Annotated in this window: 23 protein-coding genes; 13 read left to right on the forward strand and 10 right to left on the reverse strand. The window is 62.5% G+C overall.

The annotated features are described in order from the left end of the window. Positions 1-45: 45 nt before the first annotated feature. The 3 genes from senC to hvrA all read left to right on the forward strand — a co-directional run bounded on the left by senC (position 46) and on the right by hvrA (position 1,693). Positions 46-711 (forward strand): cbb3 -type cytochrome c oxidase assembly copper chaperone SenC, encoded by a 666-nt coding sequence (gene senC / locus AC4PTB_RS00205; RefSeq protein WP_492191134.1) that lies wholly within the window; start codon positions 46-48, stop codon positions 709-711. 52 nt (positions 712-763) lie between these two features. After that, positions 764-1,318, forward strand: coding sequence for an ActR/PrrA/RegA family redox response regulator transcription factor (locus tag AC4PTB_RS00210; protein WP_013065792.1), 555 nt, complete (start codon positions 764-766; stop codon positions 1,316-1,318). Positions 1,319-1,384: 66 nt separating this feature from the next. After that, complete coding sequence (gene hvrA, locus AC4PTB_RS00215) at positions 1,385-1,693, forward strand: trans-acting regulatory protein HvrA (protein WP_492191135.1); 309 nt, start codon at positions 1,385-1,387, stop codon at positions 1,691-1,693. Here the strand turns inward: hvrA and AC4PTB_RS00220 are convergent, their stop codons facing one another. Continuing rightward, a complete protein-coding gene (locus AC4PTB_RS00220; protein WP_492191136.1) occupies positions 1,694-2,572 on the reverse strand; it encodes a LysR substrate-binding domain-containing protein in 879 nt (292 codons plus the stop codon). It abuts the gene before it with no gap. 178 nt (positions 2,573-2,750) lie between these two features. Continuing rightward, positions 2,751-3,341 carry an HD domain-containing protein gene (locus AC4PTB_RS00225; protein ID WP_492191137.1) on the reverse strand — a complete coding sequence of 197 codons (591 nt, stop codon included), beginning with the start codon at positions 3,339-3,341 and terminating at the stop codon, positions 2,751-2,753. 125 nt (positions 3,342-3,466) lie between these two features. Here AC4PTB_RS00225 and ahcY point away from each other — a divergent pair, with 125 nt between their 5' ends. After that, the gene (gene ahcY / locus AC4PTB_RS00230; RefSeq protein ID WP_492191138.1) at positions 3,467-4,858 is read left to right on the forward strand and encodes an adenosylhomocysteinase; all 1,392 of its coding nucleotides are present in this window, start codon (positions 3,467-3,469) and stop codon (positions 4,856-4,858) included. 172 nt (positions 4,859-5,030) lie between these two features. After that, positions 5,031-5,372 carry a DUF2853 family protein gene (locus AC4PTB_RS00235; protein WP_492191139.1) on the forward strand — a complete coding sequence of 114 codons (342 nt, stop codon included), beginning with the start codon at positions 5,031-5,033 and terminating at the stop codon, positions 5,370-5,372. A gap of 1 nt (position 5,373) precedes the next feature. Here the strand turns inward: AC4PTB_RS00235 and AC4PTB_RS00240 are convergent, their stop codons facing one another. After that, on the reverse strand, positions 5,374-5,985 hold the full coding sequence (locus tag AC4PTB_RS00240) for an enoyl-CoA hydratase/isomerase family protein (protein ID WP_492191140.1): 612 nt from the start codon (positions 5,983-5,985) through the stop codon (positions 5,374-5,376). 154 nt (positions 5,986-6,139) lie between these two features. Here AC4PTB_RS00240 and AC4PTB_RS00245 point away from each other — a divergent pair, with 154 nt between their 5' ends. The 8 genes from AC4PTB_RS00245 (at position 6,140) to AC4PTB_RS00280 (ending at position 14,976) form a co-directional block, all read left to right on the forward strand. Continuing rightward, positions 6,140-7,600, forward strand: a complete 1,461-nt coding sequence (locus AC4PTB_RS00245) for a DUF2125 domain-containing protein (RefSeq protein ID WP_492191141.1) — start codon at positions 6,140-6,142, stop codon at positions 7,598-7,600. Between the two features lie 63 nt (positions 7,601-7,663). Then, positions 7,664-9,010, forward strand: a complete 1,347-nt coding sequence (locus AC4PTB_RS00250) for a TldD/PmbA family protein (RefSeq protein WP_492191142.1) — start codon at positions 7,664-7,666, stop codon at positions 9,008-9,010. Further along, a complete protein-coding gene (locus AC4PTB_RS00255) occupies positions 8,997-9,806 on the forward strand; it encodes an inositol monophosphatase family protein (protein ID WP_492191143.1) in 810 nt (269 codons plus the stop codon). Before AC4PTB_RS00250 ends, AC4PTB_RS00255 begins: the two co-directional genes overlap by 14 nt. A gap of 110 nt (positions 9,807-9,916) precedes the next feature. After that, on the forward strand, positions 9,917-10,663 hold the full coding sequence (locus AC4PTB_RS00260) for a transglycosylase SLT domain-containing protein (protein ID WP_492191144.1): 747 nt from the start codon (positions 9,917-9,919) through the stop codon (positions 10,661-10,663). Beyond that, on the forward strand, positions 10,663-12,750 hold the full coding sequence (flhA, locus tag AC4PTB_RS00265) for a flagellar biosynthesis protein FlhA (protein WP_492191145.1): 2,088 nt from the start codon (positions 10,663-10,665) through the stop codon (positions 12,748-12,750). The genes AC4PTB_RS00260 and flhA overlap by 1 nt, the downstream gene beginning before the upstream one ends. Further along, entirely contained in the window at positions 12,747-13,523 is a 777-nt protein-coding gene (locus AC4PTB_RS00270) for a flagellar biosynthetic protein FliR (RefSeq protein ID WP_492191146.1), read from the forward strand. Before flhA ends, AC4PTB_RS00270 begins: the two co-directional genes overlap by 4 nt. Then, positions 13,520-14,608, forward strand: coding sequence for a flagellar type III secretion system protein FlhB (flhB, locus tag AC4PTB_RS00275; protein WP_492191147.1), 1,089 nt, complete (start codon positions 13,520-13,522; stop codon positions 14,606-14,608). The genes AC4PTB_RS00270 and flhB overlap by 4 nt, the downstream gene beginning before the upstream one ends. After that, the gene (locus AC4PTB_RS00280; RefSeq protein WP_492191148.1) at positions 14,605-14,976 is read left to right on the forward strand and encodes a hypothetical protein; all 372 of its coding nucleotides are present in this window, start codon (positions 14,605-14,607) and stop codon (positions 14,974-14,976) included. Before flhB ends, AC4PTB_RS00280 begins: the two co-directional genes overlap by 4 nt. A 42-nt stretch (positions 14,977-15,018) precedes the next feature. On the opposite strand, the gene AC4PTB_RS00285 is transcribed toward AC4PTB_RS00280, so the two are convergent. From AC4PTB_RS00285 to AC4PTB_RS00315, 7 genes are all read right to left on the reverse strand, one after another. Further along, positions 15,019-15,921: a ParB/RepB/Spo0J family partition protein gene (locus AC4PTB_RS00285; protein WP_492191149.1), complete on the reverse strand. Its 903-nt coding sequence runs from the start codon at positions 15,919-15,921 to the stop codon at positions 15,019-15,021. Beyond that, positions 15,918-16,739: a ParA family protein gene (locus tag AC4PTB_RS00290; protein WP_492191150.1), complete on the reverse strand. Its 822-nt coding sequence runs from the start codon at positions 16,737-16,739 to the stop codon at positions 15,918-15,920. Before AC4PTB_RS00290 ends, AC4PTB_RS00285 begins: the two co-directional genes overlap by 4 nt. After that, complete coding sequence (rsmG, locus tag AC4PTB_RS00295) at positions 16,732-17,355, reverse strand: 16S rRNA (guanine(527)-N(7))-methyltransferase RsmG (RefSeq protein WP_492191151.1); 624 nt, start codon at positions 17,353-17,355, stop codon at positions 16,732-16,734. Before rsmG ends, AC4PTB_RS00290 begins: the two co-directional genes overlap by 8 nt. Then, positions 17,352-19,214: a tRNA uridine-5-carboxymethylaminomethyl(34) synthesis enzyme MnmG gene (mnmG, locus tag AC4PTB_RS00300; protein WP_492191152.1), complete on the reverse strand. Its 1,863-nt coding sequence runs from the start codon at positions 19,212-19,214 to the stop codon at positions 17,352-17,354. Before mnmG ends, rsmG begins: the two co-directional genes overlap by 4 nt. A gap of 12 nt (positions 19,215-19,226) precedes the next feature. Further along, complete coding sequence (mnmE, locus tag AC4PTB_RS00305; RefSeq protein WP_492191153.1) at positions 19,227-20,510, reverse strand: tRNA uridine-5-carboxymethylaminomethyl(34) synthesis GTPase MnmE; 1,284 nt, start codon at positions 20,508-20,510, stop codon at positions 19,227-19,229. Between the two features lie 27 nt (positions 20,511-20,537). After that, positions 20,538-21,806: a transcription termination factor Rho gene (gene rho, locus AC4PTB_RS00310; protein WP_013065812.1), complete on the reverse strand. Its 1,269-nt coding sequence runs from the start codon at positions 21,804-21,806 to the stop codon at positions 20,538-20,540. Positions 21,807-21,938: 132 nt separating this feature from the next. Further along, positions 21,939-22,415, reverse strand: coding sequence for a CopD family protein (locus tag AC4PTB_RS00315; RefSeq protein WP_492191154.1), 477 nt, complete (start codon positions 22,413-22,415; stop codon positions 21,939-21,941). Positions 22,416-22,575: the final 160 nt, after the last annotated feature.

The following is a 22,575-nucleotide window of genomic DNA, read 5'->3' on the forward strand; positions in this document are numbered from 1 at the left end:
CCCGTTGCGCTGCGCAATCAATCTCCAGCACGTGAAGGAGAGGCGATGAACGTTTCGAGCAAGACCGCCGCGCTGGCTGCCACGGCAGCCGTCGTCGTCGTGGTTGGCATCTCTGCCGCCGTGTCCGTCCTTCCCTCTCAGACCGACCGTTTCGCGCAATGCCGCAAGGGCACCGGCAGCGCCTCGGCCAAAATCGGCGGCCCGTTCACGCTGATCTCGGAAACCGGCGCAACCGTGACCGACAGGGACGTGATCACCAAGCCAAGCCTTGTCTACTTCGGCTATACCTATTGCCCGGATGTCTGCCCGATCGACAGCACCCGCAATGCCGCCGCCGTGGATCTTCTGGCCGAACGCGGCCATGAGGTGACGCCGGTGTTCATTTCCGTTGATACCGCGCGGGATACGCCGGCCCAGCTGACCGAATTCACCGATCTGATGAGCCCGAAGATGATCGGCCTGACCGGAACGGTCGAGCAGATCGACGCGGCGGTGCGGGCCTACCGGGCCTATTACCTGATCCGCAATCCCGGCGATCCGGCGACGCTGGTCGATCATTCGACCCAGACCTATCTGATCGATCCGAAGCTTGGCTTTCTCGATTTTTATGATCGCGATGCCACGCCCGAAATGGTGGCCGAAAGTGTCGGCTGCTTTCTTGACGCGCTGCAGACCGCCGGGGAAACCCCCGCGGCGGGCAACGGAAATTGACCAGCGCAGAATATAGCTTTAGAACCGCAAAAGAGGGTGAAAGGGGGGAGCCATGGCCGAAGAAGAATTCGCCGAACTCGGAAGCGACAGGTCGCTGCTTCTGGTCGATGACGATAATGCGTTCCTGACCCGCCTTGCGCGCGCGATGGAAAAGCGCGGGTTTCAGACGGAAATCGCCGAAACGGTCTCGGCCGGCAAGGCGATCGTGCAGAACCGGGCACCGGCCTATGCGGTGATCGACCTGCGTCTGGAAGATGGCAATGGTCTGGAAGTGGTGGAAGCCCTGCGCGAACGCCGCCCCGAGGCGCGGATCGTCGTGCTGACCGGTTATGGCGCCATCGCCACCGCCGTTGCGGCGGTGAAAATGGGCGCGACGGATTATCTGTCGAAACCGGCCGATGCGAATGACATCACCAATGCGCTTCTGGCCAAGGGCGAAGCCCTGCCGCCGCCGCCGGAAAACCCGATGAGCGCCGACCGCGTGCGCTGGGAACATATCCAGCGCGTTTACGAGCTGTGCGATCGCAACGTTTCGGAAACGGCACGTCGTCTGAATATGCACCGTCGCACGCTGCAGCGGATTTTGGCCAAACGCAGCCCGCGATAAACAAATATATCTTGATTGCGCGGCCGTAATATTCGATATCCATAAAGCCACTCACCGGAGGTTTTTATGGATATCGACGCGCTTTCTCTCAACGAACTCAAGGCGCTGCGGTCCAAGGTCGACCGTGCCATCGTGACTTACGAAGAGCGGAAGAAAAAAGAAGCCTATGCCGAACTCGACGAGATCGCGCGCAAGATGGGCTATCCGCTGGCGGAAATTCTGAGCATGGTCGAGGCGAAACCGCGCAAGACCGTCGCCGCGAAATATGCCAACCCCGCAAATCCGGCCGAAACCTGGACCGGCCGCGGGCGCAAGCCGAAATGGGTCGAAGCCGCGCTGGCCTCGGGCAAGTCTTTGGAAGATCTGACGATCTGATCAGGCTTCCGCCTTCAGCCAGTCGATGAAAATCTTGGCCGCCGGGTTCAGACGACCCGGCGGTCTTACAATGTAATAGCCCAGGCTTTCCTCGGTCAGCTCGTGGATTTTCACCAGCCAGCCAAGTTTCAGATCCTCGACGATCAACGCCTCGGTTTCCAGATGCAGGCCGATCCCTTCACGCGCCGCGGCCAGCGCCAATTCTTCGTTCGGGAAATCGACGAATTTCAGCGCCGCCGGAACCAGCCCCATCGATTCCAGCAATTGCATCTGCTCGGGCCAATCGCCTTCGCGCACCCAGGGCAGCATCGCCATTTCCCGCAAGGACAGTTTCTTGCGCCCGCCCAGCAATTCCGGCGCCGCCACCACAACCTGAGGAGCAGCGGTCAGAAACTCGGAAATCACCCCGGGCCATTTGCCGATGCCAAACCGAATGCCGATATTCGCGCCGATTTCCTTCAGATCGACCAGCCGCGCATCGGGCAAAAGCGACAGCGGAATATCCGGGTGTTTTTTCCAGAACCGCGCCAGCCGCGGCATCAGCCATTCCGAGGCGAAAACCGGCGGCACCGTCACCGTCAGCGCCTTTTCGCTGGTGTCGGCGCGCAGCATTTCCGCCGCCGATTGTATCATCGAAAACCCGTCCGCCAGCGCCTTGGCGAAGCGTTCGCCCTCGGGGGTCAGGTGCAGATGCTTGCCGTCGCGCCACACGAGCGGCACGTCCAGATCGGCCTCCAGCGCGCGGACTTGCTGCGCTATGGCAGCGTGGGTGACATTCAGCTTGCGCGCTGCGGCGCTGAATCCCCCCTCGCTTGCCGTTGCGGCAAAGGCGCGCAGGGCTGTCAGCGGCGGCATCTTGCGCCAGTCGATTTCGCTCATCTGTTAGCCTGCCTATCATCTGTGGAAAAATTCCTGACTCGCCTTGTGGCCCGCGTCAAGGCATTCAGAGAGCATAGAGAGAAAAGGAGAGCCGCGATGTTCCGGATTCTTGGAGAAGTGATGGCCCTTGCCATGGGTGGCTACGCCCCCCGCGCCCGCAACGCTGGCGAATACAAGTTCAACCGCTGAGAGCACTCAGAAGCATATGGTGACGCGCGGTAAAGGCTGCGCGCACCTCGGGCGGGGGACGCAGGCGGATCGCCAGACCCCGCACAAGGACAGGATCGGGCTTTCCGAAGATCCTGTCCGCCTCGGCCCCTGAAAACCCCGCGATCTGTTCGGCCTCCAGCCGTGCCGAAACCTTGTCGGCCGCCTTGATCGCGCGCTTGATCGGGGCGGGCAGCACGGCGGGCAGGCCGAAGCGCAGATGCACCGCGGCCGTCAGCCGGTCATCCAGTTCGCCATAGCCCTTGCCGATCGCCGCCTTGACCGGGGTGATCATGTCGCCCAGCACATATTCGGGCGCATCATGCAGCAGCGCCGCCAGCCGCCAGCGTTCACCGATGCCGGGATTGGCGCGGGCAAAAAGCTCCTCGACCAGCAGCGAATGTTCCGCCACCGAATAGGCGTAATCGCCCGTCGTCTGGCCGTTCCAGCGCGCGACAAAGGCGAGGCCATGGGCGATATCCTCGATCTCGATGTCCACCGGCGTCGGGTCGAGCAGATCCAGCCTGCGCCCCGAAAGCATCCTCTGCCACGCCCGTTTCATCGAAGTCCCCCGTTTCCCCCCTGCTAGCCAAAGCGAAAGGGACTGTAAACGTCGCAGGTTCGTTTCGTTGCGCCGCGGGGCGCAAGATGGTATGCAACCGCCGACTGAAATTCGAGGAGCGCCCGATGGCCGACTACATTGTCAAAGATATCAAGCTGGCCGAGTTTGGCCGCAAGGAACTGGATATTGCCGAAACCGAAATGCCGGGCCTGATGGCCTGCCGCGAGGAATTCGGGCCGAGCCAGCCGCTGAAAGGCGCCCGCATCGCCGGCTCGCTGCACATGACGATCCAGACCGCGGTGCTGATCGAAACGCTCAAGGCGCTTGGGGCAGATGTGCGTTGGGCCTCGTGCAACATCTTCTCGACCCAGGATCACGCCGCCGCCGCCATCGCCGCCAGCGGCACGCCGGTCTTTGCCGTCAAGGGCGAGACGCTGGAGGAATACTGGGCCTATACCGACAAGATCTTCCAGTTCCCGGAAGGCACCTGCAACATGATCCTGGATGATGGCGGCGATGCGACGCTCTACATCCTCCTGGGCGCCCGTGTCGAAGCCGGCGAAACCGATCTGATCGCCACGCCGACCTCGGAAGAGGAAGTCTGCCTGTTCAATCAGATCAAGAAGCGCATGGTGGAAAGCCCCGGCTGGTTCACCCAGCAGCGCGCGGCGATCAAGGGCGTGTCCGAGGAAACCACGACGGGCGTGCATCGTCTTTACGACCTGCACAAGAAGGGCCTCTTGCCATTCCCGGCGATCAACGTGAACGACTCTGTCACCAAGTCGAAATTCGACAACAAATACGGCTGCAAGGAATCGCTGGTGGACGGCATCCGCCGCGCCACCGACGTGATGATGGCGGGCAAGGTCGCCGTCGTCTGCGGCTATGGCGACGTGGGCAAGGGCTCGGCCGCCTCGCTCCGCGGTGCGGGCGCCCGGGTGAAGGTGACCGAGGTCGATCCGATCTGCGCGCTGCAAGCCGCGATGGACGGCTTTGAAGTCGTGGTGCTGGAAGATGTCGTCGCGGACGCGGATATCTTCATCACCACCACCGGCAACAAGGACGTGATCCGCATCGAGCACATGCGCGAGATGAAGGACATGGCGATCGTCGGCAACATCGGCCATTTCGACAACGAAATTCAGGTCGCGGCGCTGAAGAACCACAAATGGACCAATATCAAGGACCAGGTGGACATGATCGAGATGCCCTCGGGCGCGCGGATCATCCTTCTGTCCGAAGGCCGTCTCTTGAACCTCGGCAACGCCACCGGTCACCCCAGCTTCGTGATGTCGGCCAGCTTCACCAACCAGGTTCTGGCGCAGATCGAGCTTTGGACCAAGGGCACCGACTATCAGCCGGGCGTCTACATCCTGCCGAAATCGCTGGATGAAAAAGTGGCGCGTCTGCATCTGAAGAAGATCGGCGTGAAACTGACCACGCTGCGTCCCGATCAGGCCGAGTATATCGGCGTCACCGTCGAAGGCCCGTTCAAGTCGGACCATTACCGCTACTGATCCTGCCTTTCCGGCAGATTGCGGGGCCTTCGGGCCCCGCTTTGCTTTGCGCCTGCCGCATCGGCAAAGACATGCCGCCGCCCGGCCGGGCGCGGGGATTCCCTTTGTTTCAGGGCGCGCGCAGGCCTAGGCTGGGTCCGGGATGAAGCGCGCCGACACGGGAGAAGCAAAGATGGGAAAACGCGACGCCTTGATCGCGAAATATGCCGAGGATCTGCAGGGAAAATGCGGGATCACCCCCGACATGGCGCTGTTGGAGAAAGTCACCATCGGTTGCGGACCGGCGATCTATGACCCGGACGCCGAAATCGTCGCCGCGACGCAGAAATCCGAGATCGATCAGATCCGGCGCAATTTCCTGATCAAGAAGCTGGGCCTGCCTGACGGCCCCGATCTGGAGGATGCGATTGATGCCGCGATCGAGACCTATGGCCGCTCGGAACCGCGCAAATATCGTGCGGTGATCTATTACATGCTGGTCCGGCACTTCCGCCGGGAAAGCCTGTATCTGTAAGTCAGATCAAGGCCTTGATCGCAGCAATATGGGCGGCCGCCGCGGCGGCCGCATCGGCCAGAAGATCGGTCAGCGTCGCCTCCATCGCCTCGGGGGCGACGATCCGGTCGATCAGACCCCAGGCAAGTGCCTCTTCGGCCTCGATCTTCTGCCCGGCCATCAGGATCATCTTCGCCCGCGCCGGACCGATCAGCGCCACAAGCCGCTTCGGGTCCGAGGGTTGCGGCAGGAAGCCCAGCTTCATCACCGGATAGAAGAACTTCGCCTGCGGCACGGAAATCCGCAGATCGCAGGCCAGCGCCATTCCCATCGCCCCCCCGGCCAGGGTGCCGTTCAGCGCCGCGATGGTCAGACAGGGCAGCGCCGCCACCGCCCCCGACAGTCGTTCCCAGACCGGATCGGTGGCCAGCCCCGCCCGCGCCTCGTCCAGATCGGCCCCCGCCGAAAACACCTTGCCGGTGCCGCGCAGCACGAAAGCATGCGCCCCGGCCTGCCCGGCGGCCTCGGCCGCATCGGCGATGTCGGACAGCATCCCCCGGGTCAGCGAATTCGCCTTTTCCGGCCGATTGATCGTCACCGTCCAGATGCCGTCTGCCGATTTCACCGTGATCATCCTGCCCTCCGCCGCCGCTTTGACCCTTGTTAGCAACCCCATTGCCCCTTGACCATCAGCGATGTGCGGCCGAAGGTAGAGCCATTCCTTATCCAAGAGGCCCCTGATGGCACGGCTCAGATCCGCTGGCACAACCACTTTCCTCGCCCTTCTCATGAGTTCGACCGCCGTCATGGCCGATGTGACGCCGGAGCAGGTCTGGGACAGCTGGCAAAAGCAATATTCCGCCTATGGCTTCACCATCACCCCGGGTTCGGTCGCGCGCGATGGCGACGTTCTGACGATCTCCGATCTGGTCCTGACGAACGAGAGCACCACCACCATCGGCACCGACAAGCAGGTGTCGAAAACCGTGCTGACCGTGCCCGCGATCCTGCTTGAGGATCTGGGCGACGGCACCGTCGAGGGCACGGTCGAGGGTGAAATCACCGGCCAGAACGACACCACCGACGCCACCGGCAAGACCGAGACGGCGAAGATCCGGATCGACAAGACCGATGCCAGCGTGGTGATTTCCGGCACGCCCGAGGAAATGTCCTATCTGGTCGATGCGCCCGAGATTTCCGCCAGCATCGAGGCCCAGCCCTCGACCCCGGGCGGCACGCCTGCCGTGCTCGGGATGACGCTGACCGGACTTGCCGGAACGCAGGTGATGACCACGACCGGCGGCCAGGGCACCAAGGCCGATCTGACCGCCAAGGCGATGGCTCTGACGATGACCGGCAGCGATCCCGAGGATGCCTCGACGATCGACGCGACGATCGAAATGCAGGATCTGGCGATCAAGGGCGACAGCCTGATGCCCGAAGGCGCCGATGCCGCCGAGCTGGGCGATGCCATCGCCAAGGGGATGCGCACCAACAGCCAGATGAGCTATGGCACGCTGAGCTACAAGATGAGCTCGACGACCAAGACCGGCCCGGTCAGCATGTCCGGGTCCGCCGAAAGCGGTCAGGCGGTCATCGCCTTCTCGCGCGAAGCGGTGCGGTATTCGGCCACCGGCAGCAAGACCAGGCTTGATATAACGACCAGCGATTTCCCGCAGCCGATGTCGGCGACCATCGATCAGGGCGAGATCGACTTTGCCATGCCGCTCAGCGCCAAGGCCGAGCCGCAGCCCTTCACCGGCAAGGTCTCGCTGGTCGGGCTGGCGGTCTCGGATCAGGTCTGGAAGATGATCGACCCGACGGAGAAGCTTGCCCACGGCCCGGCGACGCTGATCATCGATCTGACCGGAACCGGCAAGCCGCTGGTTGATCTGTTCTCGCCCGCCGCGGCCGCCTCGCCGGTGCCGCCGGTGCAGATCGACAGCCTGAACGTCAAGAAGCTGCAACTGACCGCCGCGGGGGCCGAGCTGACCGGCGCGGGCGCGCTGACCTTCGACAATGCGACGGCCACGCCGATGCCGCTGGGCGCCATCGATCTGAAACTGTCGGGCGCGAACAAGCTGATGGACGGGCTGGTGGCCATGGGGGTCATGCCGCAGGATCAGGTGATGTTCGCGAAGATGATGATGGGCATGTATGCCGTGCCCGCGGGCGAGGATATGTTCACCTCGAAGATCGAGTTCAAGGAAGGCGGCCAGATTCTGGCCAATGGCCAGCCGATCAAGTAAGACAAACCTGCCGAACCAGCGAAACCGCCCGGCCTTCCGGGCGGTTTTCCACAAGGAGAGCCGATGCCCCCCGTTCTTGCCGATCTGACCGATGCCCTGCTTTCCGCCGCCCGCAAGGCCGGGGCCGAGGCGGCCGATGCGCTGGCCGTCGATGGCCGCGCCGTGTCGATCGATGTGCGCGGCGGGGCGCTGGAACAGGCGGAACGCTCCGAAGGGCTGGAAATCGGCCTGCGCGTGCTGATCGGCGGGCGTCAGGCTTGTGTTTCAGCCTCGGACATTTCCGCCCGCACCATTGCCGACATGGCCGAACGCGCCGTGGCAATGGCCCGCGAGGCGCCCGAAGACCCGCATGCCGGTCTTGCCGATCCGGCGCAACTGGCGCAGGGCTGGGACGTTGCGGCTCTGGAACTGGCCGATCCGGGGGCGGAACCCTCGGCCACAGCTCTGGAAACCGACGCGCGCGAGGCGGAAGCGGCGGCGATGGCGGTGCAAGGGGTCTCGCAGGTGCAATCGGCCTCTGCCTCGTGGTCGAAGCGACTGTTGCACATGGCGGGCACGAACGGATTTTCCGGCGGTTACGCCCGGACCTCGCGCTCGACCTCGGCGGTTGCGATTGCGGGCGAAGGCGCGGCGATGGAACGCGACTGGGCCTCGGAGGCGCGGATTTTCGGCGCCGATCTGCCCTCGGCCGCTTCGATCGGTCAGCAGGCGGGCGAACGCGCCGTGGCCCGGCTGGGCGCGGTGCAGCCGAAAACCGGGGCCTTTCCGGTGCTGCTCGATGAGCGCGTCGCCGCCAGCCTGATCGGTCATCTTCTCTCGGCGATCAATGGCACCGCCATTGCCCGCGGCGCATCGTGGCTGCGCGACGGTCTGAATACGGACGTGCTGCCCAAGGGCCTGAGCCTGATCGAAGACCCGTTCCGCCGCCGCATCTCCGGCTCGCGTCCCTTCGACGCCGAAGGCCTGCCCCCGGCCCGCCGCGCCATCGTCGACGATGGCGTGCTGACCGGCTGGGTTCTGGATCTGGCGACGGCGCGGAAACTGGGGCTGCAAAGCACCGGCAATGCGTCGCGTGGAACATCGACGCCGCCCTCGCCCGCCGCGGGGAATGTGGCGCTGACGCAGGGGACGAAATCGCGCGAGGAGCTGATCCGCGACATGGGCACCGGGCTTTTGGTGACCTCGTTCATCGGCGCGACGATCAACCCGACCACGGGCGATTACTCGCGCGGGGCCGCAGGCTATTGGGTTGAAAACGGTCAGATTTCGCATGTGGTGAACGAATGCACCGTGGCAGGCAACCTGCGCGAGATGCTGCGCCGGATCATCCCCGCCAATGATGCGCGCGGCCATCTGAGCCATGTCGTGCCGTCGCTTCTGCTTGAGGGGCTGACGATTGCCGGGTCCTGATGCTGCCACCGATCTTGACCTGCTGATCCACGCCGCCAAGGCCGCGGGCGACTTGGCGCTGCAATATTGGAAACATGCGCCGAAGCAATGGGACAAGGCAGATGACGCCGGTCCGGTGTCCGAAGCCGATCTGGCGGTGAACGACCTGCTGGCGCATCTTTTGCGCAAGGCGCGGCCCGATTACGGCTGGCTCTCCGAGGAAAGCCAGGACGATGACGCGCGTCTGTCCTGCCGCCGCCTTTTCGTCGTCGATCCGATCGACGGCACCCGCGCCTTCCTGGCGAACGAACCGGGCTTTGCCCATGCCATCGCCGTCGTGGAAAACGGCGAGGTTCTGGCGGGCGTCGTGCACCTGCCGGTGTTCGAGGAAACCTATGTCGCCGTGCGCGGCGGTCCCGCGCTGCTTAACGGGCAGCCGATCCGCAACACCGACCCGGGGACGATCGAGGGCTCGAGCCTGCTTGCCTCGAAGGTCTGCGATGTCGCCACGAACTGGCGCGGCGAAAGACCTGCCTATCGGCGGTTTTTCCGCCCCTCGCTGGCCTGGCGGCTGTGTCTTGTGGCCGAAAGCCGCTTCGATGCCAGCCTGACGGTGTGGCCGACCTGGGAATGGGATGTCGCCGCCGCCAGCCTGATCGCCAGCTGCGCGGGCGCGCTTGTGACCGACCGTGCCGGGGCGCCGATCCGCTTCAATACCCCCAGCGCGCAGATCGACGGGCTTCTGGTCGGCGCCCCGGGATTGCACGCGCAATACCTCGCGCAGTTGCAGCCGCGGGCCGACGAATCCGGGCGCTGATTACCGGATATAAACCTTCTCTCCCTAAGTTCAGCCTTGGCAAGAATTGCTGAACAAGGGGGAACCCCATGCCAAGCCATTGGCGAATCGTCCTGTTTCTCATGCTGGGCATGTCCGTTCCGCTGCGGTCTGCGCAGGCTTCCGAGACGGCGCAAGGCATCTCGGCGACCTGTGAGCGGGTTGCAGAATATGCGTCGCTGCAAAGCGGTGTTCCCGTTTCGGTGCTGAAAGCGATTTCGCTGACCGAAACCGGCAAGAAGATCGACGGCAAGCTGCGTCCCTGGCCCTGGACCGTGAACATGGAAGGCGCAGGGCATTGGTTCGACACGCTCGATGAAGCCCGCGCCTATGTGTTTCAGGAATTCAAGCGCGGCGCCCGCAGCTTCGACATCGGCTGCTTCCAGATCAATTACAAATGGCACAACGAGCATTTCTCCTCGATCGACGAGATGTTCGATCCGAAGGCGAATGCACTTTACGCCGCCAGATTCCTTGCCGATCTTTATGCCGAAACCGGCTCGTGGAACGCCGCAGCCGGGGCCTATCATTCCCGCACCAAGGAACATGCCGACCGCTATTCCGCCCGCTTTGCCGAGCTGCGCGAGCGTTTCATGGGGGCCGATGGCGAAGCTGACGTGCTGGCGATGAATGCCGCGCCCGACCAGATGCCCTATGGCGAGATCCCCGAGATCCCCGATATCGTTGCCGCGATGAACGCGCAGATGGCGCCGCCGAAACCGCCGCGGGTCAATTCCTATCCGCTGCTGCGGCGCACCGGAACCGTCTCGCCGCCGCTCGGGGGCGCCCCCGGGGCCAGCCTCTTCGCCATTTCTCTCGACAAGACCCAGGTGAACTGATGCCGAAACTGAGCCTTGCGGCGATCTTCCAGCCGACGATTCTGCTGGCCATTGCCCTGATGACCGTGATCGTGATGATGATCCTGCCGGTTCCGGCCTGGGTTCTCGACACCGGCCTCGCGGTGTCCTTCGCGCTGGCCATCCTGATCTTCACCGTCACGCTGTTCATCGAACGGCCGCTGGATTTCTCGGCCTTCCCGACGATCCTGCTCGCCTCGCTGATGCTGCGACTGTCGCTGAACGTCTCCTCGACCAAGCTGATCATCGGCAATGGCCATACCGGCACCGCCGCCGCCGGTCACGTGATCGAGGGATTCGCCAATTTCATCATGGGCGGCTCGGTGATGATCGGGCTGGTCGTCTTTGGCGTGATCATGATCGTGAACTTCATCGTGATCACCAAAGGCGCGGGCCGGATGGCCGAAGTCGGCGCCCGTTTTGCCCTCGACGCGATGCCCGGCAAGCAGCTGGCCATCGACAGCGACATGAACGCCGGCGCCATCGACCATGCCGAGGCCCGGGCGCGGCGCGAAAAGGAACAGGCGGAAACGACCTTCTTCGGCTCGCTTGACGGTGCGTCGAAATTCGTCAAGGGCGATGCCATCGCCGGTCTGCTGATCACGCTTTTGAACCTTGTCGTCGGCCTTGCCATCGGCACGATCGTGCATGACATGCCGCTGGGCCGCGCGCTGGAAACCTATGCGATCCTCACCGTCGGCGACGGTCTGACCAGCCAGATCCCAGCCGTGATCATCTCGATCGGCTCGGCCATCCTGCTGTCGCGCGGTGGCACCAAGGGCTCGGCCGATTCCGCCGTGTTCGAGCAGCTGTCGCGCTACCCTTCGGCTCTGGCCACGGTGGCGGCGCTGATGGCGGGCTTCGCCATCTTCCCCGGCCTGCCTTTCGTGCCCTTCATGACCGGCGCGCTCATTCTGGGCGGCACCGCCTTCTTCGTGAGCCGGAAGGCGCAGAAAAAGGCCGAGCTGGAGGCAATGAAAATCCCCGAAAGCACCGAGCCGAAGAAGCGTAAGTCGATTGGCGATGTGCTCGATGTCGATGATATCCATGTCGAATTTTCGCCCGATCTGGTGGCGATGGCGCTTGACCCGGCGACCGGGCTCGATGCGCGGATCACCAATATGCGCAACCATGTGGCGGCCAGTTACGGTCTGATCCTGCCGGAAATCCGCCTGACCGACGATGCGACGCTCGATCCGGGCTGCTACCGCATCCGCATTCAGGGTGTGGAACAGGCGAAAGACCGGCTCTTCCCCGATCGGGTTCTTGCCCTGATCACCGACAACCGCGATTTCCTGCCCGATGGCGAAGACGTGCGCGAGCCGGTCTATGGCGCCCCCGCGCGCTGGCTTCCGCCCGGAAAACAGGAAGATGCCGCGCTGGCCGGATCGACTGTGGTCGGCCCGACCGAAGTTCTGGCAACGCATCTGCTGGAGGTGATCCGCCGCAACTTCGGCCGCCTGATGACGCTGCGGGCACTGCGCCGGTTGCTTGAAGAGATGTGCAACCTCTCCGATCCCGCCCGCGCCGAGTCGAACCGCCGTCTGCTGGACGAGCTGATCCCCGACAAGGTTCCGGTCGATCTGCTGCTGGCCGTGCTGCGTCTGCTGCTTGAGGAGCGGGTCTCGATACGCAACCTGCTGGTGATCGTCGAATCGATCGCGGAAGTGCGCGGCATGCAGTCGCCCGAGGCGATCTGCGAACATGTCCGGCAGCGCCTCGGCTTCCAGCTGGTCGCGGAATACCGCCGCGAGGATGGCACGCTGCCGCTGCTGCAACTGGCGCCGGAATGGGAAGACACGTTCTCGACCTTCCAGGTGCCGGGGGATCGCGGTCAGACCGATGTCGCGCTGCCGCCCGACAAGTTCAACCGTCTGGCAAACAATGTCGCCGAACGGATCGCGAAAGCGGGCGAAGCAGGGATTTTCCCGGCCATCGTCACCTCGACGCGGCGGCGGCGGTTCCTCAAGACGGTGCTGGGCGCCAAGGGCATCCTCGCCCCCGTGCTCAGCTTCGAGGAAATCGGCCTGGATGCGCGGCCCTCGATGGTCGGCGTGGTGCAGGCATGATCGAGGATCTTGCAACCCTGATGCAATCGGCCCGGGATCTGCTCTGGGTCGGTTTCATCGTCTTCCTGCGCGTCGGCGGCACGATGGCGGTGATGCCCGCTTTCGGCGAAATGATGGTGCCGACCCGGGTCAAGCTGGGGCTGACTTTCGCCTTCACCCTGATCGTGATGCCGGGCGCCCTGCCCTTCGTCAACGCCCCCGATACCAGCCTGCCGGTGGCGGTCTGGATGTTCGCGGAAATCGTGATCGGGCTGTTCATCGGCCTGATGCTGCGGCTTTTCATTCTGTGCCTGCAGATCGCGGGCACGATTGCGGCACAATCCACCTCGCTGTCGCAGCTGTTTGGCGGCACCACGGGCGAGCCCCAGCCCGCGGTCGGCGAATTGCTTGTCCTGGCCGGTCTGGCGATTTCGGTGCATCTGGGCCTGCATGTGAAAGTGACCGAGATCTTCCTCGGCTCTTATCAGGCGCTGCCGCCCGGGGCCTTTCCCGATGCCGATCTGTTCCGGCAATGGGGCCTTGGCGGCATTTCGCGGGCCTTTGCGCTTGGCTTCTCGATTGCCGCGCCCTTCGTGATCGCCGGTCTGATCTACAACGTCGCGCTTGGCGCAATCAACCGCGCGATGCCGCAGCTGATGGTGTCGATGATCGGCGCCCCGGCGCAGACGCTTGGCGGCCTGGCGCTGCTGATGATCGCGCTGCCGACCGGTCTCCTGGTCTGGCATGACGCCTTCGACGCCTTTCTGGCCAACCCGTTCGAGGTGCTGCGATGAGCGAGGAAGACGACAGCTCAAAGGAATTCGACCCTACTCCGCAGAAAATCGAGCAGGCGCGCAAACAGGGCGATCTGGTCAAATCCTCGGAAGTGACCGGCGCCGCGGTCTATGCCGCCATCGTGATCACCGCCCTCGCCTTCGGCAAAAGCTCGCTTGAAAGCTTCGGAACCTGGGCCAGCGTGCTGATCGATCAGGCCGATTCGATTTCGGTACAACTTCTGGGCGGCGGCACGGTGGTCGCGGGCAGCATTCTGGGTCGCATGGCCTTGACGGTTGCGCCTTGGTTGCTGTTGCCCGGCGTTCTGGTTCTGGCGGCCCTTGCGGCGCAACGCGCCATCGTCTTTGCCCCGGAAAAGCTGATGCCGAAGTTTAACCGCATCGATCCGATCGCGAATTTCAAACAGAAATTCGGCAGCACCGGCCTTTTTGAATTCGCGAAAAGCTTCGTGAAGCTGGTGGTGATCTCGATCATCCTTGGAAATTTCATGCTGCGGGAACTGCCGGCAATTCTGCTCAGCCAGAAATTCGAAGCGACGGTGGTTGCGGTCAGCTTTCCGAAGATGATCGTTGAATTTCTGTTGCTGATGCTGCTTCTGGCGGGTGTGATCGCCGCGATCGACTATCTGTGGCAAAGGTTCGACTTCCTGCGGCGCAACAAGATGACGCGCAAGGAACTCACCGACGAGATGAAGCAGTCGGAAGGCGACCCCCATATCAAGGCGCAACGGCGGCAAAAGGCGATCGAGATCGCGACCAAGCAGATGATCGCGGATGTCGCCAAGGCCGATGTGGTGATCGTGAACCCGACGCACTATGCGGTGGCGCTGAAATGGGAACGCGGTGCGAAACGCGCCCCGGTCTGTGTCGCCAAGGGTGTGGATGAAATCGCGGCGCGCATTCGGGAAGTCGCGGCCGAGGCCGGGGTTCCGATCCATTCCGATCCGCCGACGGCCCGGGCCCTTCATGCCTCGGTCGATATCGGGCAGGAAATTCATCCGGACCATTATCGCCCGGTCGCCGCAGCGATTCGCTTCGCCGAGAAGATGCGCCGTCGCTCGCGCGAACGGGGAGGCCGGAAATGAAGCGGAAGGATCTGGACTCGCTGAACGACATCGCCTCGATGATCCGGGATCGCGCCATGGCAGATCTGGCGCGGTTGAACCGGCAAAAGCGCGATCTGGAGACGGAAAGCGCACAAATCGCGCAAGACATGCAGGCCGCCTGGCGCGAGGGAGCCGCAAATCTGATGCTGGCGAAAGCCGCTGAAAACTACGAGAATTGGGCGCAGATGCGCTTGCAGCAGATTGCGGAAAGCCTGGCGCAGCTGCAGCCGCTGATCGAAGCGCAACGCCAGCGCACGGCAGCAGCCACAGGACGACATCGCAACCTTGGCGAAATCGCGAAAAAAGTATTGGCAGAACAACAGGTTGCCAAAGAAAAGCGGCTATGACCCGGCCCGCTTGGGCCAGGTCATGGGGTCGCGGGAACGCCTTCAGCCGATCTGGCTGAGCGCCTGACAGAGCTGATCAAGATCGTCCAGCGTGCGATAGCGGATCGACAACCGTCCCCCCTCGATCCCGTCGTGATCGATGCTGACACTCATCCCGATCGTCGCCGAAAGATCCGCCTCCAGCGCACGGGTATCGGCGTCTTTCTCGCGCGCTGCCCTGGACGAGAGCTTCGCGGGGGCGCCTGACACTGCCGATGTCTCGTCTTTCGCCAGCCGTTCGACATCTCGGACCGACAGGCCTCTGGCGATGGTTTCCTTCGCCAGGCGAACCGGATCGGTCGCCGTCACCAGAGCGCGCGCATGACCGGCAGTGAGTTTGCCCTCGCGCAGGAAATCCTGCACTTCGTCGGGAAGATTGAGCAAACGCAACAAGTTGGCGATATGGCTGCGGCTTTTGGACAGCGCCTCGGCAAGTTTTTCCTGGGTATGGCCGAAGCGGTCCATCAGCTGGCGATAGCCCATCGCCTCTTCCAGCGGGTTCAGATCTGCGCGCTGGATATTCTCGATGATCGCGACTTCCAGAACCTCGGTATCGGTGAAATCGCGCACGATCACCGGAAGTTCATGCAGTTTTGCCAGCTGCGCCGCGCGCCAGCGCCGTTCGCCGGCGACGATTTCGTAGCTGTCCTCTCCCTTCGGATGCTTGCGCACGATCAGCGGCTGAATGATGCCCTTTTCGGCAATCGAGGCGCGCAATTCCTCCAGCGCTTCGGGCGCAAAACTGCGCCGGGGCTGGTCCGGGTTCGGCACGATCTTTTCGATCGGAACGAGCATATCCTTGCGCCGCGGGGCGACATCGGCTTCGGCGGCCGGGATCTGAACATCCGCCATCAGGGCCGACAAACCGCGGCCCAACCCCCGACGCTCGGGTTTTCTCTCGCTCATGCCCTGGCCTTTCGTTCTTGTGTCGCATGGAGGTCAAGCAGTTCCGCCGCGAGCGACCGATAGGCTTCCGCGCCTTTCGACCCGGCGTCATAGCTCAAAACGGGCAAGGCATAGGACGGCGCCTCGGAAATCCGCACGTTGCGCGGTATCATCGTTCGGAACACCAACTCGCCCAAGGTCGCCCGCGCATCGGCTTCCACCTGCTGCGACAGGTTGTTGCGCACATCATACATCGTCAGAACAACGCCCTCGATCCGCAGATCGCGATTCGCGGTCTGGCGGACTTCACGGATCGTCAGCATCAGCTGCGACAACCCCTCAAGCGCAAAGAACTCTGCCTGCAGCGGCACAAGAACCGATTGCGCCGCAACCATCGCGTTGACGGTCAGCAGATTGAGCGAGGGCGGGCAATCGATCAGCACGTAATCAAGCTGAAAGAGGTCGATATCGGTTTGGCGCAGCGCATCATGCAGCAGAAAGGTGCGCTTTTCCGAGGCGACAAGTTCCATATCCGCAGAAGACAGGTCGGTCGTCGCCGGAGAGATCAACAGCCCGTCAAAGGCGGTTTTCTGAACGACCTCCGAGAGCGGAGCTTCGCCGAACAGCAGATCATAGGTGCTGAACTTGCGATCTGCGGCTTCGACGCCAAGACCCGTCGAGGCGTTCCCCTGCGGATCGAGGTCAACCAAGAGCACGCGGCAGCCGCGCTCGGCCATCGCCGCCGCCAGGTTGATCGCCGTCGTCGTCTTCCCAACGCCCCCCTTCTGGTTCGCGATGGCAATGATTCTTGGTTGAGTCGGGCGAGTGGGATCAGGCACGGTGCAACCCCTTGATTTTCAGAACGACGGACTCCGGATCCGTGGCACTGGGTTTCGGTTCGACCTCAAAGGACCATGTCTGCTGCGCCTGCGCAACCTCTTCCCGCCAGCGATTTCCTTTCGGAAAAAGAGCGATGCCCGCAGGCGACAGGTGACGCTCTGCGTAGCTCAACAAGGTTTCGAGCGGCGCCAAGGCACGCGCCGACAGGACATCCGCCTTGAGTGGATCAAGCGATTCGATACGCCGATCAGCCACCACCGCGGAGAGCCCCAAATCGCGGACGGCATTGAGCAGAAAGGCCGCCTTGCGCTTGTCGCTCTCGACCAGTGTAAGCTGCATATCCGGAAATTGCTCTTTTGCCAGAACGCCGACCACAAGCCCGGGGAACCCCCCGCCACTTCCCAGATCCGCCCAATGCTGCGGCGCCTGCGCAACAGATTGCAAAATCTGCGCTGAATCGAGGAAATGACGCGTCCAGATTTCCGCAAGAGTTCGCGGGGAAACCAGATTTATGGCTGGATTCCACTTTTTTAGCAACGCCTCCAGGCGTTCCAGAAGCCGAATTGTTTCACGTGAAACATCAACCTGATTTACGAAAGCTTCCGGCCCGGTCATTTTCGCTCAGCCCTTTTATCTTGCCGAAGTCGCGCGAGAATCAGCGACAATGCCGCCGGAGTCGCGCCATCAACCTGGCTGGCCTGATGCAATGTTCGGGGCGCCGCAGCGCTGAACTTCATCTTCAGCTCATTCGACAGGCCGGACAAGGCGCGGTAATCGAAGTCCGCGGGAATCTCCCAATTCTCGTCGCGACGCATTGCATCGACATCCCGTTGCTGCCGCAAGATGTAGTTGGCGTAGAGAGCCTCATTCGAAAGCTGCCTTGCGATATCGGGCGGTATTCCGTTCAGATCGGGGAAAGAGTCCCGAAGCTGATCAAAAGTGACATCCGGAAAGGCCAGCAACTGAAACGCCGAGCGCTTCACCCCATCCTGGTTCAACGCCAGACCAAGCGTGATCGCCTGCCCCGGGGTCAACACGATACTGTCCAGAACGCTCTTCCCGGCCGCCATTTGCCCCATCTTTTCGTCGAAGGCACGCCGACGGGTCTCTCCCACACAGCCGATATCAATACCACGCGGGGTAAGCCGCTGATCCGCATTGTCAGCGCGCAGAAAAAGCCGGAACTCCGCGCGCGAGGTGAACATGCGATAAGGTTCACTGACCCCCCTGCTCACCAGATCGTCAATCATCACACCGATATAGGACTCAGTTCGGCTGAAGGTTACGGGATCCCGGCGCAAAGCTTTCGCGGCCGCGTTCAATCCCGCAACCAGCCCCTGAGCCGCAGCCTCCTCGTAACCTGTCGTGCCATTGATCTGGCCGGCAAGGAACAGGCCTTCCTGATCGCGCAATTCAAGCGTCAACTTCAGCGCCCTGGGGTCGACATAATCGTATTCGATCGCATATCCCGGCTGCATGATCCGGGCGCCTTCCAGACCACGGATCGACCGGACATATCTCTCCTGAACATCCGCGGGCAAAGAGGTCGAGATGCCATTCGGATAAACCGTATCATCCTCCAGCCCTTCCGGCTCAAGGAAAACCTGATGCGAGGTCTTGTCGGCAAACCGCACCACCTTGTCCTCGATCGACGGGCAATAGCGCGGTCCGACGCCCTCGATATGGCCACCATACATGGCGGATCGTTGCAGGTTCTCCCGAATCACCTCATGCGTCGATTCATTCGTATGGGTGATGCCGCAAGCGATCTGCCGCACGAAAGGACCAGAGCTGAGAAAACTCAGCATCACCGGATCTTCGTCGCCCGGCTGCTTTTCCAGACTGTCCCAATCGATGCTTCGGCCATCAAGCCGCGGTGGCGTTCCGGTTTTCAACCGCCCTACGGAAGGCGCAATCTCGCGCAATCTTTGCGAGAGGCGCACAGAGGGACGATCCCCCACCCGTCCCCCCGGAGATTGCTGATCTCCGATGTGGATCACGCCGTTCAGGAATGTGCCTGCTGTCAGCACGACCGCTGGTGCATGGATCTCGGCCCCGTCCATCAACCGCACGCCGCTTATGGTCGTGCCGGTCAACAGCAGATCGGTCACTTCCCCTTCAACCACGTCCAAAAGCGGTTGGGCTGCACAAAGATCGGCAACCGCCAGACGATACAGCTTGCGATCCGCCTGTGTCCGCGGCCCCTGTACCGCCGGACCCTTGCGGCGGTTCAAAAGCCGAAACTGAATCCCGGCGCGATCGGCAGCCTTGCCCATCACGCCATCCATCGCATCGACTTCCCGGACCAGATGACCCTTTCCCAACCCGCCAATCGCCGGGTTACAAGACATCACGCCAATCGCCTCGCGCCGCATCGTCACAAGAGCCGTTCGCGCCCCAAGCCGGGCCGCGGCATGCGCGGCTTCGGTTCCGGCGTGGCCGCCTCCGACAACGATGACGTCAAAATGTTTCACGTGAAACACTCCTCACTTGCCGATGCAGAAACTGGAAAAGATCTCGTCAAGCAGGTTCTCGACATCGACCCGCCCCAGCAGCGATTCCAGCGCTCGGATGCCGGTCCTGCAATGCTCCGCTGCAAGATCCAGCCGTTCAAGCCCATGACCCAACTCCTCCAGAGCAGAGCACAATGCACCGGATGCGCGCCGAAGACAATCGCGATGACGTTCGCGCGTCATCACCCCTGCCCCGGCTGCCCGTGCCGACAGCCGTTTGGTGATCGCGACAATCAGCGCGTCAATCCCCTCGCCGGTCTTGCCCGAGACGCGCAGATCAGCCGACCCGCCAAGATCGGCCTTTCCCTGCACGATCAGGTCATCTGCCATCGGCTCCAACAGCGGAATGTCGCCATCATCCAGCAGGAAAACCCGCAAATCCGCCCGCTTCGCCCGCTCAACCGCCCGGGCAATGCCGATCGCTTCGACCTGGTCCTCGGTATCGCGCAGACCCGCCGTATCCAGCAAGGTCACCGCAAGACCCGAAAGATCCATCCGAACCTCGATCACATCCCGCGTCGTCCCCGCCACTTCCGAGGTGATCGCCGCCTCTCGTCCGGCAAGTGCGTTCAGAAGCGTCGATTTTCCGGCATTGGGTCGCCCGACAATCGCGACTTCAAAGCCTTCCCGCACCCGCTCGGTCACCGAAATCCGGTCAATTTCCGCCGCCAATTGCGCCGAAACCTCGGACAGCAGCGCAAAGGCTTCTGGCGTCACATCCACAGGCAGGTCTTCATCCGCGAAATCGATACAGGCTTCCATCAGCGCCGCCGCCCGGATCAGCTTGCTGCGCCAGGTCTCGACCATCCGCCCGACCGAGCCAGACAGCACCGCCAAAGCTTGTTTTCTCTGCGCCTCGGTCTCGGCCTCGATCAGATCGGCAAGCCCCTCGACCTGCGAAAGATCCAGCCGACCGCTTTCCATCGCCCGGCGGGTGAATTCCCCCGGCTCGGCCAGACGCAAAAATCCCAGCGACCCAAGCGCTTTCAGCACTGCCGCAACCGTGGCAATGGCGCCATGCAGATGCAATTCCGCCGATTCTTCGCCGGTAAAGCTGCGCCCCGCCTCGAAACACAGCACCAAAGCCTCGTCGAGCGCGTCCTCGCCGATCCGCAACAGCCGAACGGCGGCCTGCCGCGGCGCGGGCAAACGACCGCACAGGACCGCCACCGCCTCCCAGGCGCGCGGCCCGGACAGGCGAATGACAGCAACGCCGGCCTTGCCGCGGCCGGATGCCTGCGCATAGATCGTGTCCATCGAATTCCCTCTCGGGGCAACGATACCTCAGCCGTTCATCGAATCGAAGAACTCGCCGTTGGTTTTCGTCTGCTTCAGCTTCGAAATCAGGAATTCGATCGCATCCGTCGTCCCCATCGGGTTCAGGATGCGGCGCAGCAGATAGGTCTTCTGCAGGTCTTTCTGATCGACCAGCAGATCTTCCTTCCGCGTCCCCGATTTGAGAATGTCCATCGCCGGGAAGACGCGCTTGTCGGCGACCTTCCGATCCAGCACGATCTCGCTGTTGCCGGTGCCCTTGAATTCCTCAAAGATCACCTCGTCCATCCGCGAGCCGGTGTCGATCAGCGCCGTTGCGATGATGGTCAGCGAGCCGCCCTCTTCGATGTTCCGCGCCGCGCCAAAGAAGCGTTTCGGCCGCTGCAGCGCGTTCGCATCCACACCGCCGGTCAGCACCTTGCCCGAGCTCGGCACGACAGTGTTGAAAGCCCTACCAAGTCTTGTGATCGAATCAAGCAAGATCACAACATCTCGTTTATGCTCGACCAGACGCTTGGCCTTTTCGATCACCATCTCGGCCACGGCCACGTGCCGCGTCGCCGGTTCGTCGAAGGTCGAGGAGATCACCTCGCCCTTGACCGAGCGCTGCATGTCGGTGACTTCCTCGGGACGTTCGTCGATCAGCAGCACGATCAGGTAGCATTCGGGGTGGTTCACCTCGATCGAATGCGCGATGTTCTGCAACAGGACGGTTTTCCCGGTCCGCGGCGGCGCCACGATCAGCGAACGTTGCCCCTTCCCGATCGGCGCCACCAGGTCGATGATCCGGGCCGAACGATCCTTGATCGTCGGGTCCTCGATCTCCATCTTCAACCGCTCGTCGGGATAAAGCGGCGTCAGGTTGTCAAAGCTGACCTTGTGCCGCGCCTTCTCGGGATCTTCGAAGTTGATCTTCTCGACCGCGGTCAGGGCGAAATAGCGTTCATTCTCGCCCGGCGCGCGGATGATCCCCCAAACGGTATCGCCGGTGCGCAGGCTGTATTGCCGGATCATCTCGGGCGACACATAAATATCATCCGGGCCGGGCAGATAGTTCGCCTCGGGTGAGCGCAGGAAGCCGAAGCCGTCCTGCAGCACTTCCAGCACGCCATCGCCCCCGATCTCGACCCCTTCCTCGGCATGCTCTTTCAGGATCGAGAACATCATCTCGCCTTTGCGCATCGTCGAGGCGTTCTCGATCTCCCAGTCCTCGGCCATCGCCAGCAGGTCCTTGGGGCTTTTCGCCTTGAGATCGGAAAGGTTCAAACGTTCGGTCATCTCGCATCCATCCGCGAAAGGCGCCGGACCCCTCGGGGCGGCGCAGCATGGGTCAGGGTTCGGCAGAACCTGCGGCCGGACGGCCGGGGCTGTCGCGCTTCTACGCCCAAAGCCCGCGGCGAGTCAACGAAATCAGAACTTCACGATCACCGCGATCACGATCAGGAACATCAGCAGCGTCGGCACTTCGTTCATCATCCGCCATTGCCGGCCGGCCAGATCATTCGTGCCATCAACGAATTTCAGCCGCGCCCGCGCCAGAAACATGTGAAACACCGTCATCGCGATCACGCAGGCGCCCTTGATCCAGGGCCATTGCATGCTCCAGTCGATGATGCCGGGTGTGAACACCAGGCAAAGGCCGAAAAACCAGGTCGAGATCGCCGCCGGATTCATGATCGCCTTGAGCAGCAGCCGTTCCTGATGCTGGAACAGCTGATCCATCTCGCTGCCGCGCACCACGCCCCGCTTTTTCAGCCCCTCGACGTGGTAGACGTAAAGCCGCGGCAGGTAGAACAGCCCCGCCATCCAGGCCAGGACTGACATCACATGAAGCGATTTCGTCCAGAAATACCAATCCGCAAGGAAATCCGTGACGAGCTCGATCATCTGTGCCTCCTGTGTCGGCTTCTTCTTAAGAATAATTCTTGAAAAGAAAAGATGTTGATTTTGTAGGGGCTGTGGACAGTGTGGATAGGCCGGTTTTCCAGACCTTTTCCCAAGCCTTGAAAGCTTCGTGGGCAAGATTGCAAAACCCTGTTGATAAGCT

The organism is Rhodobacter sp. 4.3.4, assembly GCF_058724655.1.

What these genes read in the sequence shown, in the direction of transcription:
- senC (WP_492191134.1), top strand. Translation starts at nt 46, where the DNA reads ATGAACGTTTCGAGCAAGACCGCCGCGCTGGCTGCCACGGCAGCCGTC.
- AC4PTB_RS00210 (WP_013065792.1), top strand. Translation starts at nt 764, where the DNA reads ATGGCCGAAGAAGAATTCGCCGAACTCGGAAGCGACAGGTCGCTGCTT.
- hvrA (WP_492191135.1), top strand. Translation starts at nt 1,385, where the DNA reads ATGGATATCGACGCGCTTTCTCTCAACGAACTCAAGGCGCTGCGGTCC.
- AC4PTB_RS00220 (WP_492191136.1), bottom strand. Translation starts at nt 2,572, where the DNA reads ATGAGCGAAATCGACTGGCGCAAGATGCCGCCGCTGACAGCCCTGCGC.
- AC4PTB_RS00225 (WP_492191137.1), bottom strand. Translation starts at nt 3,341, where the DNA reads ATGAAACGGGCGTGGCAGAGGATGCTTTCGGGGCGCAGGCTGGATCTG.
- ahcY (WP_492191138.1), top strand. Translation starts at nt 3,467, where the DNA reads ATGGCCGACTACATTGTCAAAGATATCAAGCTGGCCGAGTTTGGCCGC.
- AC4PTB_RS00235 (WP_492191139.1), top strand. Translation starts at nt 5,031, where the DNA reads ATGGGAAAACGCGACGCCTTGATCGCGAAATATGCCGAGGATCTGCAG.
- AC4PTB_RS00240 (WP_492191140.1), bottom strand. Translation starts at nt 5,985, where the DNA reads ATGATCACGGTGAAATCGGCAGACGGCATCTGGACGGTGACGATCAAT.
- AC4PTB_RS00245 (WP_492191141.1), top strand. Translation starts at nt 6,140, where the DNA reads ATGAGTTCGACCGCCGTCATGGCCGATGTGACGCCGGAGCAGGTCTGG.
- AC4PTB_RS00250 (WP_492191142.1), top strand. Translation starts at nt 7,664, where the DNA reads ATGCCCCCCGTTCTTGCCGATCTGACCGATGCCCTGCTTTCCGCCGCC.
- AC4PTB_RS00260 (WP_492191144.1), top strand. Translation starts at nt 9,917, where the DNA reads ATGTCCGTTCCGCTGCGGTCTGCGCAGGCTTCCGAGACGGCGCAAGGC.
- flhA (WP_492191145.1), top strand. Translation starts at nt 10,663, where the DNA reads ATGCCGAAACTGAGCCTTGCGGCGATCTTCCAGCCGACGATTCTGCTG.
- AC4PTB_RS00270 (WP_492191146.1), top strand. Translation starts at nt 12,747, where the DNA reads ATGATCGAGGATCTTGCAACCCTGATGCAATCGGCCCGGGATCTGCTC.
- flhB (WP_492191147.1), top strand. Translation starts at nt 13,520, where the DNA reads ATGAGCGAGGAAGACGACAGCTCAAAGGAATTCGACCCTACTCCGCAG.
- AC4PTB_RS00280 (WP_492191148.1), top strand. Translation starts at nt 14,605, where the DNA reads ATGAAGCGGAAGGATCTGGACTCGCTGAACGACATCGCCTCGATGATC.
- AC4PTB_RS00285 (WP_492191149.1), bottom strand. Translation starts at nt 15,921, where the DNA reads ATGAGCGAGAGAAAACCCGAGCGTCGGGGGTTGGGCCGCGGTTTGTCG.
- rsmG (WP_492191151.1), bottom strand. Translation starts at nt 17,355, where the DNA reads ATGACCGGGCCGGAAGCTTTCGTAAATCAGGTTGATGTTTCACGTGAA.
- mnmE (WP_492191153.1), bottom strand. Translation starts at nt 20,510, where the DNA reads ATGGACACGATCTATGCGCAGGCATCCGGCCGCGGCAAGGCCGGCGTT.
- rho (WP_013065812.1), bottom strand. Translation starts at nt 21,806, where the DNA reads ATGACCGAACGTTTGAACCTTTCCGATCTCAAGGCGAAAAGCCCCAAG.
- AC4PTB_RS00315 (WP_492191154.1), bottom strand. Translation starts at nt 22,415, where the DNA reads ATGATCGAGCTCGTCACGGATTTCCTTGCGGATTGGTATTTCTGGACG.